The organism is Pararhizobium sp. P1_E7 (genome assembly GCF_056405855.1).
Genome location: NZ_JBFUBH010000021.1, coordinates 1 through 16175, shown reverse-complemented (window position 1 = coordinate 16175; position 16175 = coordinate 1). Strand labels below are relative to the sequence as shown.

The window sequence follows — 16175 nt, the reverse complement described above, 5'->3', positions numbered from 1 at the left end:
GCTGGAAATTCCAGCCACAGTCCGATACAGTTTGGCAAAACTGTTATGGCATCGGATCAAGTACAGATGTTCGACGAGACAAAGAGCGGCACCCGTATCACGATGGTCACCGCCGCAATAAAACAACGTATTTCGGGCCGCAGCCTGACGCCCGGTGACAAGCTGCCGTCGATCCGCGCCTTTGCACGAACCATGCAGGTATCCACCTCCACCGTGGTCGAAGCCTATGATCGCCTCGCTGCAGAGGGTGTGATCCAGGCCCGTCCCGGCTCCGGTTTCTACGTGGCAAGCCAGGCAGCCCCTCTCGCCTTGTCGGAAATCGGTCCGAAACTGGACCGGGCGGTCGATCCCTTCTGGGTCTCGCGCCAGTCGCTCGACGCCGGCGGCAGCGATCTCAAACCGGGATGCGGCTGGCTCCCGCCATCCTGGCTGCCGGACGATGGCGTGCGCCGCGCCTTGCGGACATTGTCGCGCGCCGATGGCCCGTCGCTGGCCGATTATGGCACGCCGCTTGGCCTGCCGCCCTTGCGTCAGCTGATCGCGCGCAGACTGGCTGACCACGGCATAGACGCCTCGCCGGACCAGATCATGCTGACGGAATCGGGAACCCAGGCCATGGATCTCCTGTGCCGGTTCCTGCTTGAGCCGGGCGATACCGTCATGGTGGACGATCCCTGCTATTTCAATTTCCATGCGCTGCTGCGCGCCCATCGCGCCCGCATCGTCAGCGTTGCCTATACGCCCACCGGCCCGGACATCGACCTTTTCGCGCAAGCGCTTAAGGAGCACAGGCCCCGGCTGTACATTACCAATTCGGCCATCCACAACCCGACGGGGGCAACGCTCTCGCCGGTGACGGCGCACCGGATGCTGAAGCTTGCCGAACAATTCGGCCTCACGATTATCGAGGACGATATCTTTGCCGATTTCGAACATGTGCCCGCGCCCAGGCTCGCCGCCTTCGACGGTCTTGACCGCGTCATTCACATCGGCAGTTTTTCCAAAACCCTGTCGGCATCGGCGCGCTGCGGCTTCATCGCCGCCCGCCCGGACTGGATCGAGGGGCTGATCGACCTGAAGATCGCCACCACGTTCGGCGGCGGTCGCCTCGCGGCCGAACTGGTGCTGAATGTGCTGCGGGACGGCAGCTACCGCAAACATATGGAGGGACTGCGCCGGCACCTCTTTCGTGCCATGGGCGAGGTGAACGTCCGGCTGAAGAATCTCGGTATCGAACCGTGGATCGAGCCCCAGGCCGGCATGTTTCTATGGAGCAGGCTGCCGGACGGACTTGATTCGGCTGATGTTGCCCGGCAAGCCCTTGCCGACAATATCGTTCTCGCGCCCGGCAACGTCTTCAGCCTGTCGCAATCGGCAACCAGCTTTCTGCGGTTCAATGTCTCTCAATCCCTGGATGACCGCGTGTTTACGGCGCTGCGCAAGGCCATGGCGGGAAAGCGATAGCCGGCGGAGGAACGTTCATCCACAAGCAAACCCTAAAATTTTACCAAAACCTTTAAGCCACCGTTCAAATGGAGGCTTTAATTTTGCCATCATGAAACACGAAACCCAAAATGTCTTCCGGTTCCGGCGCGTCAAATGGGGCGATCCCCGGCACGCGATGAACGCGCTGCGCAACAAGGAGCCGGTTTTCGTCGATGAGACGCCGGCACCCGGCAGGCTATTTTGGGTTCTCGTCGTGCTCCTTGTGATCGCCGTCTTCATCAGCATCATGATCTTCGGCGGCCATCGCAACCTGCCGTTTTGGCACTGACCTCGGCCTTACCCCAGCTCGAATGTCGTAATCCCGTAAATCTGCCCGAGCGGCAATTCCGGCACCGGACCGCGATACATCCGCGCGGTTTCGAAAACCGGCTTCAGATTGTAGCGATCGCTAAGCGCCCGGGCCGCAGCGTTGGGTTCGGGGATATCCAGATAGACCTGGCCGCCGCCGACGCTCGTCACCAGCTTGCGGAAAATCAGGTCGGCGCCGGTCTCCGTATCGGCAAACAGCGGACCGATCTTGTGGCCCTCGCGGCAGGCGCGGATGGTGCCGTAACCCAAAACCTCGGCGTTTCGCACCAGGGCAAAACTTTCGCGCGTGCCCATTGATTTCAGCCATTCACGCAGGAATGCGTCGCGCCGAGCCGGATTGAACCTCGCATCATAGTCGGCCAGCATCGGCACGAGCACCGGAGAGACCGAAACGAGCTCCGTACCGGGCGGCTCAATGCACTGGACCTCGCCGCCATACCGGAAGTTGGCATGGGCATAGGCAAAGCCCGACTTGCGGTAATTGTCCTGCTGGGCCACCACGCCGTCGAGCCCGACCGTCCGGCCTTCCGCCTCCGCCAGCGCCCTTTGCCAGAGTGCAAGGCCGATCCCCTGCCCGCGATAATCGGGATGCGCCATGTAGAATCCGAGAAAGGCATAGTTTTCGCCGTAGCGTACCAGCGACAGAGCCGCCGCCATGGTGCCGTCTTCCTCGGCAATCCAGTAGCCGTCCGGATCCGCCGCCCAGAATGCCGGCGCATCGTCGAGGCCAGGGTTCCACCCCTCTCTGGCTGCCCAGTCGATCAGGACATCGAGATCGGCGCGGCTGGCTTTTCGAAGGAAAGGGGGCATGGAGACTCCTGTTTGTCACTGCAGACTATCCAAATAGCGCAGCTTGGCTATTGTCCACACCTGCGGTGACGATTGTCTGCAGGTCGTCGTTGACGGGCAGCGACTGCCGCTTGCCCGCTTTTCGCTTTCTGCTACAAAGCCCGTCATAAAGTCATACAAATCGAGCGAAACACCATGAGCCCCATCCATATCTCGATCGTCGGCGTCGGCAAGATCGTCCGAGACCAGCATCTGCCCGCCATCGCCAGGAATGCCGATTACAAGCTGATTGCCGCCGCCAGCCGCCACGGCGTCGTCGACGGCATCGACAATTTCAAGTCGATCGAGGCGATGCTCGAAGCGGTTCCGGCCATCGATGCCGTGTCGCTGTGCATGCCGCCGCAGTTCCGCTATGCCGCAGCCCGCACGGCTCTGGAAGCCGGCAAGCACGTGTTCCTTGAAAAGCCGCCGGGCGCGACGCTGAGCGAAGTGGCCGACCTCGAAGCGCTCGCCGCCTCCAAGGGCCTGTCGCTGTTTGCCAGCTGGCATTCGCGCTATGCGCCGGCCGTCGAGGCTGCAAAGGCGTTCCTCGCCTCGACCAAGATCAACGACGTCAAGGTGATCTGGAAGGAAGACGTGCGCCACTGGCATCCGAACCAGGATTGGATCTGGGCCGCCGGGGGCCTCGGCGTCTTCGATCCGGGCATCAACGCCCTGTCGATCGTCACGCATATCCTGCCCAATCCGCTGTTCATCACCTCGGCAACCTTGGAATTCCCGGAAAACCGCGACGCGCCGATCGCCGCCTCGATCGTCTTCAGCGACGCCCGCAATCTGCCGGTTTCGGCCGAATTCGACTGGCGCCAGACCGGCCACCAGAGCTGGGACATCGTCGCCGAAACCGATGCCGGCCTGATGGTTCTCTCCGAAGGCGGCGCCAAGCTGTCGATCGACGGCAAACTGGTGCACGACGAGCCGGAACAGGAATACCCGGCCCTCTACGCCCGCTTCGCAGAGATCATCAAGGCGAAGACATCCGATGTTGATCTCTCGCCGCTCAGGCATGTCGCCGACGCCTTCATGCTGGGGCGGCGCAAGTTTGTGGATGCGTTTTTCGATTGAGCGTTTCGATGTGACGTTCAAGGCCGCGCACTATCCGGTGCGCGGCCTTTTTTGTATCAGTGCCCGATATGATTAAATCGTACTGCGTGGTAAAATCCTGCATCGAATAATCAGGGAAAGGAGGATCCGGCAATGCGAACGACCCAAGCCCTCAGCATAACCCTTCCCATCGAAATGGCTGAAATGGTCAAGGCAAAAGTCTCGTCGGGCGAATACGCAAGCGAAAGCGAAGTTATTCGTGACGGGCTGCGCACGCTCGCTGCCCGCGATGCGGCGATTGAAAAATGGCTGATTGAGGAAGTCGTGCCGACCATCGACGCTCTGGACAAGGATCCCACTAGGGTCCGGTCGGTCGCCGAGACCCGTGAAGAGCTGCGGCTCTACATGGACGGTGTTAAGAATGGCAACAAGGCGGGCTGATGAGCTACGTCGTTGGTTTTGACGTATCTGCGCGAGCCGACATAAAGGATTTGTATCGTTACATCCTGGCCAATGCGGGCGAGCAAGTCGCAGACGCTTACGTCGATAAACTTCTTGAATATTGCGCCGGCTTCGAAACATTTCCCGAACGCGGGATCTGACGTGAAGACATTTCTCCAGGATTGAGACTGGTCGGCTATCGTCGGCAAGCAACTATCGCCTTTCGCATCTACGGCAACACCGTCACCATCGTGCGAATATTCTACGGCGGCAGAAACGTTATTCTCTAGACCGTCCTTCTACGCCTTCTTCACCCAGCGCCCATCCTGATTCTGCTGCCAGTAGGTCAGCGCATGGCCCTCGCCCTTCAGCACCTTCCACTGCGCCCGCGCGCCTTCCAGCTGCGCCTGATCGTAGCCGTCGAACATGAACACCACGCGCTCATAACCGCCGACCGGCGGCGGCACTGCGCCATCGATGATGAAGCGGACGGTGGCGTTGTTATCGTTGCCCTCGCCGGCGGTCAAAAGGATCGGCTGGTCGCTTGAAAATTCCGCTGCATCGGTGCCATGCGGCAAAAAGCTGTCGTCGCGATAGGTCCAGAGATGATTGTCGAGCATGTCCCGGCGCTCATCGTCTAAGGTCTGAACGACCACGCGCCAGCCGCGCTCGACACAGCGGTCAAGCAGCGGCGGCAGCGCGTCTTCGAGCTTGGATTCCGTCAGGTGGTAGAACAGGATTTCGGTCACGTCTCAGGTCAGCTCTCGTAATTGGCGCGGATCAGTTCATCCAGCAGCCTCACGCCGAATCCGGAAGCCCAGGACTGGTTGATCTCGTCGGTCGGCGAGCCCATTGCAGTTCCGGCGATGTCGAGATGCGCCCAGGGCGTATCCTTGACGAAGCGCTTGAGGAACTGCGCGGCGGTGATCGAGCCTGCATAGCGGCCGCCGGTGTTTTTCATGTCGGCGAACTTGCTGTCGATCATCTTGTCATATTCCTTGCCGAGCGGCAGGCGCCACAGCCGTTCCTGGGTCGTCAGCCCCGCCGCCGTCAGCTGGCCGGCAAGCCGGTCGTCGTTGGTGAACAGGCCCGCATGATGGCTGCCAAGCGCCACCATCACGGCGCCGGTCAAGGTCGCCAGATTGATCATGAACTGCGGCTTGAAGCGGTCGTTACAGTACCACAGCGCGTCACACAGGACGAGCCGGCCTTCGGCATCGGTGTTGATGATCTCGATGGTCTGGCCGGACATCGAGGTGACGATGTCGCCCGGACGCTGGGCGTTGCCATCCGGCATGTTTTCCACAAGACCGATGATCCCGACGACATTCGCCTTGGCCTTGCGGGTTGCGAGCACGTGCATCAGGCCGGTGACGGCGGCCGCACCGCCCATATCGCCCTTCATCTCTTCCATGCCAGCGCCAGGCTTGATCGAGATACCGCCACTGTCGAACACCACACCCTTGCCGACGAAGGCGACCGGCCTGTCCTTCGGCTTGCCGCCCTTCCACTGCATGACCGCCAGACGAGGCGGCCGCACCGAGCCTTGCGCCACCCCGAGCAGCGCGCCCATGCCGAGCTTCTTCATTTCACGTTCGGTCAGGATTTCGACTTCGACGCCGAGCTTTTCCAGCTCCTTCGCCTTGGCCGCGAATTCGACGGGGCCGAGAACATTGGCAGGCTCATTGACCAGGTTGCGTGCGATGAAAACGCCCTCGGCGATCGCCTGCGAATTTGCCGCCGCTTTCTTGGCGGCGATGACGGCGCCCGTGACGATCGTCACTTTAACCGGCTTCGGCGGTCCCTTCTGGTCGTCATCGTCCTTCTTCGCCGTCTTGTAGGTATCGAAGCTGTAGGCATTCATCTCCATGCCGAGGGCAAAATCGGCCGCCGCCTTGCCGGAAACCTCGACGCCCGGCGCATCGAGGAAAATCGCAACCTTGTCGGCACCGCGGATCTTCGATGCCGCAGCTCCTCCGGCCTTCAGCCAGTCATGCGCCGTCAGATCGGCACCGTCGCCGATGCCGAGCACCAGGATGCGATCGACAGGCGCGCCCTGCGGCGCAACGATGTCGAGGGCCCGCAACGATTTCGCCTTGAACTTGGCGATTCGCGCGGCCTTGGCAATAATTGCATCCGGATCGGCTTCCGAAGCCCCGGCCGCCTCTTTTCCGTCAAGAGTCTTGAGCAGGATCGCCAGGCCGCCCGACAGGCGTGCCGACTTGCTGAAACCGATTTCAAATTTCAATGACATGAAGAAACTCCAGAATTGCCGTGGGCCGGCGCCGGTCTGTTACATGGCGGTTACAGTGGCAAACATTCGCCATCAACCGCAAGCCCGGAAACAGGTTCATGCACCGTTGTTGGTTTTGATGGCCTTGGCAAGGCGCACCCTTATGTTTAGATGCTGTTAACTATCATTCTTTGCCGAGCCTTAGCCCTGCTCTTTTACAATTTGGTTGTCGTGGAAAACTTGCAAACCGGTTCATTCAAAGCGATACGGGCATCCCGCGCGGCCATGTCCAGGCCCGCGATGCCAAACCGGACAAACGGCAGGAAGATGGGCCAGGACCCCGCATGAAGTTGATCGAGCGCTATATCCTGAAGCGGGCAACGGGCATGTTCCTTGCCACGCTTTTGCCGCTGATGGCGATCGTCTGGACGACGCAGGCGCTGACCAGCGTCAATCTGGTAACCGATAGCGGCCAGTCGGTGCTGGCTTTCCTGCGCCTTGCGACGCTGATCCTGCCGTCAATCATTCCGCTCATTCTTCCCTTCGCGTTGGTGATTGGCGTGGCGCAGACGCTGACGGCGATGAATGCCGATTCGGAGTTGACGGTTCTGAATGCCGCCGGCAGCTCGCGCATGACGATCATCCGTCCGGTGATCTATCTCGGTCTTGCACTCAGCGTCGTGTCGTTCGCCGTCGATAACTTCGTCGAGCCCTATTCGCGCATGGCCGTGCGCAAGATGATCGCCACCGCCCATGCCGACCTTCTGTCGTCGGTCGTTCAGGAAAACACCTTCCGCAAGATCGCCGATGGCCTCTATGTCCAGGTCGCCTCCCGGCGCAGCGGCGGCGTCCTGCACGGCATTTTCGTCGCCGATTCGCGCGACCCCGCGTATGAGCTGGTCTATTACGCCCGCGAAGGCGCTGTCGACGAGAACGGCTCGGCGCTGGTGATGAAGGACGGCGAGGTGCATCGCAAACTGCCCGATGGCAATGTTTCGATCATCAAGTTCGACAGCTACGCCTTCGATCTGACCGACATGACGAAGATGGCCGGCGAAGCGACGATCCGCGCCAAGGACCGGGATCTGCCCTTCCTGATCAATCCGGACCCGAAGGACCCGGTCTACGAGAAAAATCCGGAGTCCTTCACGGCCGAACTGCATCGCCGCTTCACGGAATGGACATACCCTTTGTTGTTCGCCCTGATCGCGCTGGTCGTCAGCAGCGATGCCCGCTCGCACCGGGAAGCCCGCGTGCATCCGATGATCACGGCGCTTTTGACCTGCCTGTTCATCCGGTGGATGACCTTCTATGCGGCCAACAGCGCCGAGGAATCGCGTTTCTTTATCCCGATCATGTATCTGATCCCGCTTGGCACCGGCTATCTGGCGATACGCCAGCTGATGGGCAACAGGCGGCTTGAAATTCCGCTCACCCTGGAGCAGAAGGTCAACGAGATTCTGGTTCGCCTGCGCCTGACCAAGGTTGCCCCGGCATCTGACGGGAACCAGACTCCATGATTTTCACCACGCTCGGGCGTTATTTCTTCAAGCGCTACGCGATAACCACCTTCTGGTTCCTCGCGGGCATTTTCTCCTTGATCTTCATCATCGATTTCAGCGAACTTTCCAACCGGATGTCGCAGCTGCCGCGCTATTCGGTCATGGGCGCTCTGTTGATGACGACCTTTCGCATACCGATGATCCTGCAGCAGACCGTGCCGTTCGTCGCTTTGTTTGCCGGCATGGCGGCCCTGATCTCGCTCAATCGCCGGTATGAGCTGGTGGTGACACGCGCCGCCGGCATTTCCGTCTGGCAGTTCCTGCAGCCCTTCGTCATCGGTGCCTTCCTGTTCGGCGTCCTGACGGTGATCGCACTCAACCCGATCGCCGCCTGGGGCACCAAGCAGGCGGAGGCGCTGGAAGCGGAATGGGGCAGCTCGTCTTCCGCCACCTCCGCGATCTCCATCCCGTGGCTGCGCCAGATCTACGGAAACGACGATACGATCATCGGCGCCCGGTCCGTCCAGGACGAAGGCAAGACACTGGTCAATGTCACCGTGATCCATTTCGATCCGCTCGGCACGATCGTTTCGAGACAGGATGCCGCGTCGGCAAAACTGGAAAATGGTTACTGGCTTCTTAACGACGTAACGGAAACGCGCAACGGGCAGTTGCCGCAACGCCTCGCAACGGTACAATTGCCGACGCATCTCAAGCCCGAATTCGTTCAGGAAACGTTGACGAAGGCTGATTCCATTCAATTTTTCGATCTGGGACGCAAGATCGAAGTGGCGAAGTCGTTCGGCTTCCCGACCAATGGTATGGAAACCCAATTCCACTCCATGCTGGCGCTTCCACTGCTTCTGGTCGCAATGACGCTGATCGCCGCAAGCGTCTCGTTGAAATTTAGCCGGTTTAACCAATCGAGACCGGTAATTCTCGGTGGAATCCTGTCGGGCTTCGTGCTTTATGTCGTCACCGTGCTTGTCAAAGCATTCGGGAGCAGCGGCATAGTGCCTCCGTTCGTTGCAGCCTGGTTGCCAGTTGTTGTAGCGATGGCGCTGGGCTCGACGATTCTATTGCATGAGGAGGATGGCTAGTGGCGGCAAGCAACCGCAAACATATCAGGCTGCTGGCGGCCATTCTGCTTTCCGGTGTTGCGTTGCAGGCGCTGACGCCGGCGGCTTCCGCATGGGCACAAGACACCAATATCGATTCGTTCAATCCGAAGCTCCCCGAAGACGCCAAGATGCTGCTGTCGGCCAACGAGCTCGTCTACAACAAGGATGCAGAGCGCGTCATTCTGCGCGGCGCCGTCCAGATCAATTATGGCGGCTACCAGATGGTGGCCCAGCAGGTCGAATACAGCCAGAAGACCGGGCGCATCATTGCGACCGGCGAGATCGAGCTGATCGAGCCCGGCGGCAACAAAGTTTATGCCGATCAGATGGACGTGACCGATGATTTCGGCAACGGCTTCATCGAGCGGCTGCGGGTCGAAACCACCGACCTGACCAAGCTGGCCGCAGTCAGCGGCGAGCGCCGCAATGGCGAGGAAATGATCCTCAACAACGCCGTCTATACGGCGTGCACGCCATGCGCGACCAATCCGGACCACAAGTCGCTCTGGCACGTCAAGGCGCAGCGCATCGTCCAGAACGGCAAGACCCATACGATCCGCATGGAGAACGCCAAATTCGAGCTGTTCGGCAAGCCGATCCTCTACCTGCCGGTGCTCGAAGTTCCGGACCAGACGATCAAGCGCAAGAGCGGCTTCCTGGTTCCGAAATTCGGCTACACCCAGAAGCTCGGCGCCGGCGTCAGCGTTCCATATTACTGGGCGATTTCGCCCTATATGGATGCAACCGTGACGGCAACAGGCCTGACCCGCCAGGGCTTCCTGCTCCAGGGCGAATTCCGTCAGCGCTTCGAAAACGGCGAACATATTCTCAGCATGGCCGGTATCAGCCAGCTGAACCGCGGCAGCTTTACCGGCAACACCGTCGATGCCCAGGAAACCGCCCGCGGCATGATTGGCTCCAAGGCCAAGTTCGAGATCAACCCGCGCTGGACCTTCGGCTGGGACGTTCTCGTTCAGAGCGACAACAACTTCGCCAAGACCTACGAGCTTTCGACCTTTGACGGCACGACCTACACGAACCAGGTTTATCTGTCCGGTCTCGGCAAGCGCAATTCCTTCGACGCCCGCGCCTTCTATTTCGACATCCAGGATGCGGACCCGGACAGCATTGCCGAAAATCAGCAGGCCGTGGCCCAGGTTCTCGACTATTCCTACACGCACCCTGAGCCGGTGCTCGGCGGCGAGCTGACAACCGACATCAACCTGACAAACGTCAATCGCAACCGCGAAGACGAGTTGGAAATACCGGGCATTGTCGATCGCTTTCCCGGCCTTGAGGGCACCTATCACCGCTTGACGGCCGACGTTGAATGGAAACGCAACTTCATCGTACCGGGCGGCCTGTCGCTGACGCCGATACTTGCTGCCCGCGGCGATCTGATCGGATCGTCGATGGCCAATCCGGGCATCGACTATACCGGTGACTTTAACAGCGACGACACGGCCACGCGGCGCATGCTGACAGCCGGTATCGACGCGCGCTACCCCATTCTTCTGACGACCGACTACAGCAGCCACATCATCGAACCGGTCGCGCAGATCTTTGCCCGTCCCGACGAAGAATATGCCGGCGGCCTGCCGAACGAGGACGCGCAGAGCTTCGTCTTCGACGCGACATCGCTGTTCGATCGCGATAAGTTCTCCGGCTATGATCGCATCGAAGGCGGAACGCGGGCCAATCTTGGCGTCCGCTATACCGGAGCGCTTGGCAACGGCTACGCACTGCGCGCCATTGCCGGCCAGTCGTTCCATCTTGGCGGCCTGAATTCGTTTGCGACCGACGATCTGGTCAAGGCCGGATCCAATTCGGGTCTCGAAAGCGACCGCTCCGACTATGTGACCATGGTCGGTATCGACGCCCCCTCCGGCATCACGGCAAGCTTCAGCGGCCGTTTCGATGAGCGCAATCTGGACATGCGCCGCGCCGATGCGACGCTCGGTTATCAAGGCATCCTCTGGCAGACGGCCCTGACCTATACCAGCATTCAGGCGCAGCCGCTCTACGGCTCGACCAGCGACCAGGATGAAATCCAGACGGCCGCGGCTTACAAATTCGCCGATTACTGGTCGGTGTTCGGATCGGTCACCTACGATCTGAACAGCAACGTCATCACCCGCAACGGCGTCGGCATCACCTATGACGACCGGGACACGATCTTCTCGCTGGTCTACAAGGAAGAACGCGACACCGACCAATCCATCGCCAACGACTGGTCGATCGGCGCACGCATAAGCTTCCGCACACTCGGCGATATCAATGTTGGCGACACGGATTTCGACGGTTTGAACTGAGGCGCTCCGTCCCGGCGGCGCGCTCCTTACCTCTGCGGCGCTCGCGCCTCGGAAGTATTGCTTCAGGTGATTGACGGCCCGGCCCGCTATTTTGCGGCGACTGGAAGGTCTTGTCATTGTTCGGCCGCATGTATTATGCATCTTCGCGCAGAAATGCGCAGGATGATGGCGCTTGGCATGAAGACCATGGCCCCGGATACGCGGGCCCCGGACACACGATGTCCGGTGGAAAATGAAAAGGACAAAGAATGGGCGGGAAGCTTTCGATCACGCGCACGGTTTTGGCAATGATCCTTGCCTGCGGCCTGGCACTTTCCTCCGCGCCGGCCACTTACGCCGCGAGCAAGGTTGTCGCTGTCGTCAACGGTGCACCGATCACATCCGGCGATATCGCCAAACGTGCCGCCTTCATGCGCCTGCAGAGGCAAAGCGGCGGCACAGCGGCGGCCCGCGAGCAGATGATCGATGAAGCCCTCAAGCGCGAGGAAGTCCTGCGCGTCGGCGCCTCCGTCAGCACAACGGAAGTCGAAGGCGCCGTCGGGCGCTTCGCGGCTGGCAACAAGCTCTCCATTCAACAGCTCTCGCAGGTGCTTGACCAGGCAGGCGTCGGCATCGACCACTTCAGAAATTATGTCGCCGTTGCCATGAGCTGGCCACGGGTCGTCAATGCCCGCTTTGGCAGTGGCGGCGGACGGCTGTCGAACCAGGACCTCGTCCGGCGCATGCAGGAAAACGGCGGCACCAAGCCGGTGACCACGGAATACTTCCTGCAGCAGGTGATCTTCGTCGTACCGGCCTCCAAGCGCAACGCCATCATCGGCAAGCGTCAGGCCGAAGCCAACGCCTCTCGCTCGAAATATCCGGGCTGTGAGCAGGCAAAGGCGTTTGCCGCGACGATGCGCGATGTGTCGATCCGCAATCTCGGCCGCATGATGGCGCAGGAACTTCCGGCCGACTGGAAGCCACTGATCGAAAAGGCCGGCGACGGCACGACGACCGGAACCCGCGTCACCGAACGGGGCGTCGAATATCTCGCCATCTGCAAGAAGCGCGAAGTGTCCGACGACCTGGCCGCCGAAATCGTTTTCCGCGCCGAAGATCTCGGCAAGAAGACTGACGGCGAAGACCCCAACAGCAAGCGCTATATCGAGGAACTGCGCAAGCGTGCGCAGATCGTCGAAAAGTAACTTAAGCATCATGAGCCCGACACGCGACAGGCCGCTCGCCCTGACCATGGGCGATCCGGCCGGGATCGGCCTCGACATCAGCCTTGCCGCCTGGGTGAACAGGCAGGCCTGGCGGACACCGCCGTTCATCTTCGTCGGCGATCCCGCAGCCCTTCAGCAGCGCGCCGATACTCTTGGCCACGGCATCGCGATCCGCGAGACGGATTGCGCTAAGGCCGTCTCCGCCTTCAAGGACGCACTGCCGGTGCTGCCGGTGGCCTGCGCCTCGCCGGTCAAGCCAGGCGTGCCGGATTGCGCCAATGCGGGCGCGATCACCGGCGCCATCGAAACTGCCGTTAGGCTGACGATGGAGGGCTCGGCCTCTGCCGTCGTCACCAATCCGATTGCCAAGTCGGTGCTCTACGACGCCGGTTTCAGTTTTCCCGGCCATACCGAATTTCTCGCCGATCTCGGCCAACGCCTGACCGGCGAGGAACTGCTGCCGGTCATGATGCTCGCCGGACCGAAACTGATGGCCGTGCCGGTGACGATCCACATCCCGCTGAAGGATGTGCCGGCGCAACTGACCTCCGGCCTGATCTACCGGACCTGCACGATCACCGTGCGCGACCTCAAGAATCGCTTCGGCCTTGCCTCTCCGCGCGTCGCCGTTGCCGGTCTCAATCCGCATGCCGGTGAAAATGGCGCGCTGGGTCTGGAAGACGATGCGATCATCCGTCCCGTCGTCGAGCGGCTGAAAGCCGAGGGCGTCGACATCACCGGTCCCTTGCCCGCCGACACGATGTTCCATGACCGCGCCCGCGCAACCTATGACGTGGCAATCTGCATGTATCACGACCAGGCGCTGATCCCCGCCAAGGCGCTCGGCTTCGACGACAGCGTCAACGTCACGCTCGGCCTGCCGTTCATCCGCACGTCGCCGGATCATGGCACGGCGTTCAGCCTTGCCGGCAAGGGCATTGCCCGCGCCGACAGCCTGCTGGCAGCCCTGCGCATGGCACAGAAGCTGGCCGGCAACGCCGCTCAAGGGAAAAACTGATGGCAGCGATCGACGGTCTTCCACCCTTGCGCGATGTCATTGCCCGCCATGGCCTCGACGCCAGGAAAGCACTCGGCCAGAACTTCCTGCTCGATCTCAACCTCACCCAGAAGATCGCCCGCACGGCCGGTCCGCTGGAGGGCGTGACGGTGATCGAGGTCGGTCCCGGACCCGGTGGCCTCACCCGCGCCATCCTGTCGCTTGGCGCCAAGAAGGTGATTGCGATCGAACGCGACGCCCGCTGCCTGCCTGCCCTTGCCGAGATCGCCGATTTCTACCCCGGCCGTCTCGAGGTGATCGAGGGCGACGCGCTGAAAACGCCATTCGAGGACCTCGTTACCGATGGCCCGGTCAGGATCATCGCCAACCTGCCCTACAATGTCGGCACGCAGCTTTTGGTCAACTGGCTCCTGCCGAACGCCTGGCCGCCCTTCTACCAGTCTATGACGCTGATGTTCCAGCGCGAGGTGGGCCTCAGAATCGTCGCGGAAGCCGATGACGACCACTACGGCCGCCTCGGCGTGCTCTGCGGTTGGCGCACGAATGCACGCATGGCCTTCGACGTACCGCCACAGGCCTTCTCGCCGCCACCGAAGGTGACATCGTCCGTGGTTCATCTGGAACCGCTCGAAAACCCGATCCCCTGCTCGGCTGCCAATCTGGAGAAAGTGACGATGGCGGCCTTCGGCCAGCGCCGCAAGATGCTGCGCCAGAGCGTCAAATCGATCGGCGGCGAAACCTTGCTGGCCAAGGCCGACATCGACCCGAAGCGCCGCGCCGAAACACTTTCGGTGGAGGAATTCTGCCGGCTGGCCAACTGCCTTTGACGGCATCCAAGACGCTCGCCTGAGGGGCGTCGCCCCTCGTCACCGATCGTGTCTCACAGGTGGTGGTATTGAGATTTCGTGCGCCCGCTCCGATTTCCCTCTTCTCCCCCGCGGGAGAAGTGCCGAGCGCATGCGAGTCGATGAGGGGGGGCTTTCCGCAAGTTCACAGCCAGCGCCCCTCATCCGGCCCTACGGGCCACCTTCTCCCCGCTGGGGAGAAGAGGAGGAGCCATGCTGTCAAAGCTTCGGCGTTTCCGTCAAAAGCCCGTTGACGAATTCAAACAGGCCGGGGCGTCGGTCGCGGCGCAGGCGTTCGGCTTCGACGATGGCCTGCACCGAGGCAAAGGCGCTGTCGAGGTCCTCGTTGACGACGATATAGTCATATTCCAGCCAGTGCTCGATCTCCGAGCGGGAATTGGCAAGCCGCGTGGCGATGACCTCTTCAGTATCCTCGGCGCGGCGGTGCAGACGGGACTGCAGTTCGGCCATGGTCGGCGGCAGGATGAAGATCGAGACGACATCGCCACCCATCTTTTCCTGCAGCTGCTGGGCGCCCTGCCAGTCGATATCGAACAGCATGTCCTGCCCTTCCGACATGGCGGCCTCGACGGCGTCGCGCGGCGTGCCGTAGAAATTGCCATGAACCTCGGCCCATTCCAAAAGCGCATCGGTCTGACGCAGACCCTCGAATTCCCGGATCGACTTGAAGAAGTAGTGGCGTCCTTCAATCTCGCTCGGGCGGCGCTTGCGCGTCGTGACGCTGACCGAGATGCTCATATGCGGGTCGGATTCGAGCAGGTTGCGCGCAATCGTCGACTTCCCGGCACCCGATGGCGACGAGATCACCAGCATGAGGCCGCGGCGCTGGATGGTTTTGGTAGAGGTTTGGCTGGCGGGGCTCATGGTCACTCCAGATTCTGGACCTGTTCGCGGAACTGGTCGATGACGACCTTCAGTTCAATGCCGGCGGCGGTGACCGTAGCGGCATTCGACTTGGAACAGATGGTATTTGATTCGCGGTTAAATTCCTGGGAAAGGAAATCGAGTTTGCGGCCGACGGGGCCGCCTTTTTTCAACAGATCGCGGGCGGCCACGACATGGGTGCGCAGGCGGTCGATCTCCTCGCGGACATCGGCCTTGGCTGCAAGCAGCGCCACTTCGCCATAGAGGCGGTCCTGATCGACCATCGAGCCTGCGTCCATCACCAGCGCCACCTGGCTGGCAAGGCGGGCGGTGATCATGGCCACGCTGCGCGACGGGTCCGCCTCGATCTCGCCCGTCAGCATTTCGATCCTGTCGATCTGCTCGAGCAAAACCCGGTAGAGCGCGACACCTTCGCCCGCGCGCATCGCTGTCATCTCGTCGAGCGCCAGCCGCAGGCCGGTGAGGATGTCGGCGTCACGTGCGGCGCGCTCGCCGTCCTGTTCCTCCGGCTCGCGAAAATCGACAATGCCGCGAATGGATAACAGCGTATCGAGACGCAGCGGCGCCGGATCGATGACATCGCGCAGCTGATCGCGCAACGACAAGACGGCGGTCAGTGCATTCTGGTTGATCACGGTTTCGACGCCGGCCTCGCTGGCACTGACGTTCAGGTTCATTTGCATGTTGCCGCGCGAAAAGCACTCGGCCGTCAGCCTGCGCACGTCGGTCTCCAGATGCTCGGTGCCGGCCGGCAGCCGCAGCCTGAGATCGAGGCCCTTGCCGTTGACCGAACGTAATTCCCACGCCCAGCGATAGCGCCCGCAGGTCCCTTCGCGGCGGGCAAATCCCGTCATGGATTGCAGCGGCATCGTCTTGTCCCCCGA

The 16175-nt window shown here is 61.3% G+C and carries 16 protein-coding genes; 11 read left to right on the top strand and 5 right to left on the bottom strand.

Translation table 11 applies throughout. The annotated features are described in order from the left end of the window. Nucleotides 1-66 precede the first annotated feature (66 nt). Together AC1D17_RS18385 and AC1D17_RS18380 are read left to right on the top strand one after the other, a co-directional pair. Nucleotides 67-1464 (top strand): aminotransferase-like domain-containing protein, encoded by a 1398-nt coding sequence (locus AC1D17_RS18385; protein ID WP_477566783.1) that lies wholly within the window; start codon nucleotides 67-69, stop codon nucleotides 1462-1464. A gap of 91 nt (nucleotides 1465-1555) precedes the next feature. Continuing rightward, nucleotides 1556-1774 (top strand): hypothetical protein, encoded by a 219-nt coding sequence (locus AC1D17_RS18380; protein WP_477566782.1) that lies wholly within the window; start codon nucleotides 1556-1558, stop codon nucleotides 1772-1774. An 8-nt stretch (nucleotides 1775-1782) separates the two neighbouring features. Here AC1D17_RS18380 and AC1D17_RS18375 read toward each other — a convergent pair whose 3' ends face one another. Beyond that, a complete protein-coding gene (locus AC1D17_RS18375; protein ID WP_477566781.1) occupies nucleotides 1783-2625 on the bottom strand; it encodes a GNAT family N-acetyltransferase in 843 nt (280 codons plus the stop codon). 174 nt (nucleotides 2626-2799) lie between these two features. On the opposite strand from AC1D17_RS18375, the gene AC1D17_RS18370 reads away from it, so the two are divergent. From AC1D17_RS18370 to AC1D17_RS18360, 3 genes are all read left to right on the top strand, one after another. Further along, entirely contained in the window at nucleotides 2800-3726 is a 927-nt protein-coding gene (locus tag AC1D17_RS18370) for a Gfo/Idh/MocA family protein (RefSeq protein WP_477566780.1), read from the top strand. Nucleotides 3727-3858: 132 nt separating this feature from the next. After that, nucleotides 3859-4146, top strand: coding sequence for a ribbon-helix-helix domain-containing protein (locus AC1D17_RS18365; RefSeq protein WP_477566779.1), 288 nt, complete (start codon nucleotides 3859-3861; stop codon nucleotides 4144-4146). Continuing rightward, complete coding sequence (locus AC1D17_RS18360) at nucleotides 4146-4307, top strand: type II toxin-antitoxin system RelE/ParE family toxin (RefSeq protein ID WP_477566778.1); 162 nt, start codon at nucleotides 4146-4148, stop codon at nucleotides 4305-4307. Before AC1D17_RS18365 ends, AC1D17_RS18360 begins: the two co-directional genes overlap by 1 nt. 138 nt (nucleotides 4308-4445) lie before the next feature. Here the strand turns inward: AC1D17_RS18360 and AC1D17_RS18355 are convergent, their stop codons facing one another. Both AC1D17_RS18355 and AC1D17_RS18350 read right to left on the bottom strand, forming a co-directional pair. Continuing rightward, nucleotides 4446-4895: a DNA polymerase III subunit chi gene (locus AC1D17_RS18355; protein WP_477566777.1), complete on the bottom strand. Its 450-nt coding sequence runs from the start codon at nucleotides 4893-4895 to the stop codon at nucleotides 4446-4448. An 8-nt stretch (nucleotides 4896-4903) separates the two neighbouring features. Then, nucleotides 4904-6400, bottom strand: a complete 1497-nt coding sequence (locus AC1D17_RS18350; RefSeq protein ID WP_477566776.1) for a leucyl aminopeptidase — start codon at nucleotides 6398-6400, stop codon at nucleotides 4904-4906. A 323-nt stretch (nucleotides 6401-6723) separates the two neighbouring features. Here AC1D17_RS18350 and lptF point away from each other — a divergent pair, with 323 nt between their 5' ends. From lptF to rsmA, 6 genes are all read left to right on the top strand, one after another. Continuing rightward, nucleotides 6724-7899 carry an LPS export ABC transporter permease LptF gene (lptF, locus tag AC1D17_RS18345; protein ID WP_477566775.1) on the top strand — a complete coding sequence of 392 codons (1176 nt, stop codon included), beginning with the start codon at nucleotides 6724-6726 and terminating at the stop codon, nucleotides 7897-7899. Further along, complete coding sequence (gene lptG, locus AC1D17_RS18340) at nucleotides 7896-8981, top strand: LPS export ABC transporter permease LptG (RefSeq protein WP_477566774.1); 1086 nt, start codon at nucleotides 7896-7898, stop codon at nucleotides 8979-8981. Before lptF ends, lptG begins: the two co-directional genes overlap by 4 nt. After that, nucleotides 8981-11314, top strand: a complete 2334-nt coding sequence (locus AC1D17_RS18335; RefSeq protein ID WP_477566773.1) for an LPS-assembly protein LptD — start codon at nucleotides 8981-8983, stop codon at nucleotides 11312-11314. The genes lptG and AC1D17_RS18335 overlap by 1 nt, the downstream gene beginning before the upstream one ends. A 248-nt stretch (nucleotides 11315-11562) precedes the next feature. Next, nucleotides 11563-12501 carry a SurA N-terminal domain-containing protein gene (locus AC1D17_RS18330; RefSeq protein ID WP_477566772.1) on the top strand — a complete coding sequence of 313 codons (939 nt, stop codon included), beginning with the start codon at nucleotides 11563-11565 and terminating at the stop codon, nucleotides 12499-12501. 10 nt (nucleotides 12502-12511) lie between these two features. Continuing rightward, complete coding sequence (pdxA, locus tag AC1D17_RS18325; RefSeq protein WP_477566771.1) at nucleotides 12512-13540, top strand: 4-hydroxythreonine-4-phosphate dehydrogenase PdxA; 1029 nt, start codon at nucleotides 12512-12514, stop codon at nucleotides 13538-13540. Then, nucleotides 13540-14367, top strand: coding sequence for a 16S rRNA (adenine(1518)-N(6)/adenine(1519)-N(6))-dimethyltransferase RsmA (gene rsmA / locus AC1D17_RS18320; RefSeq protein ID WP_477566770.1), 828 nt, complete (start codon nucleotides 13540-13542; stop codon nucleotides 14365-14367). Before pdxA ends, rsmA begins: the two co-directional genes overlap by 1 nt. Nucleotides 14368-14604: 237 nt before the next feature. Here rsmA and gmk read toward each other — a convergent pair whose 3' ends face one another. After that, nucleotides 14605-15270, bottom strand: a complete 666-nt coding sequence (gene gmk, locus AC1D17_RS18315) for a guanylate kinase (protein ID WP_477566769.1) — start codon at nucleotides 15268-15270, stop codon at nucleotides 14605-14607. Nucleotides 15271-15272: 2 nt separating this feature from the next. Then, nucleotides 15273-16160 (bottom strand): YicC/YloC family endoribonuclease, encoded by an 888-nt coding sequence (locus AC1D17_RS18310; protein WP_477566831.1) that lies wholly within the window; start codon nucleotides 16158-16160, stop codon nucleotides 15273-15275. Between the last annotated feature and the right edge of the window lie 15 nt (nucleotides 16161-16175).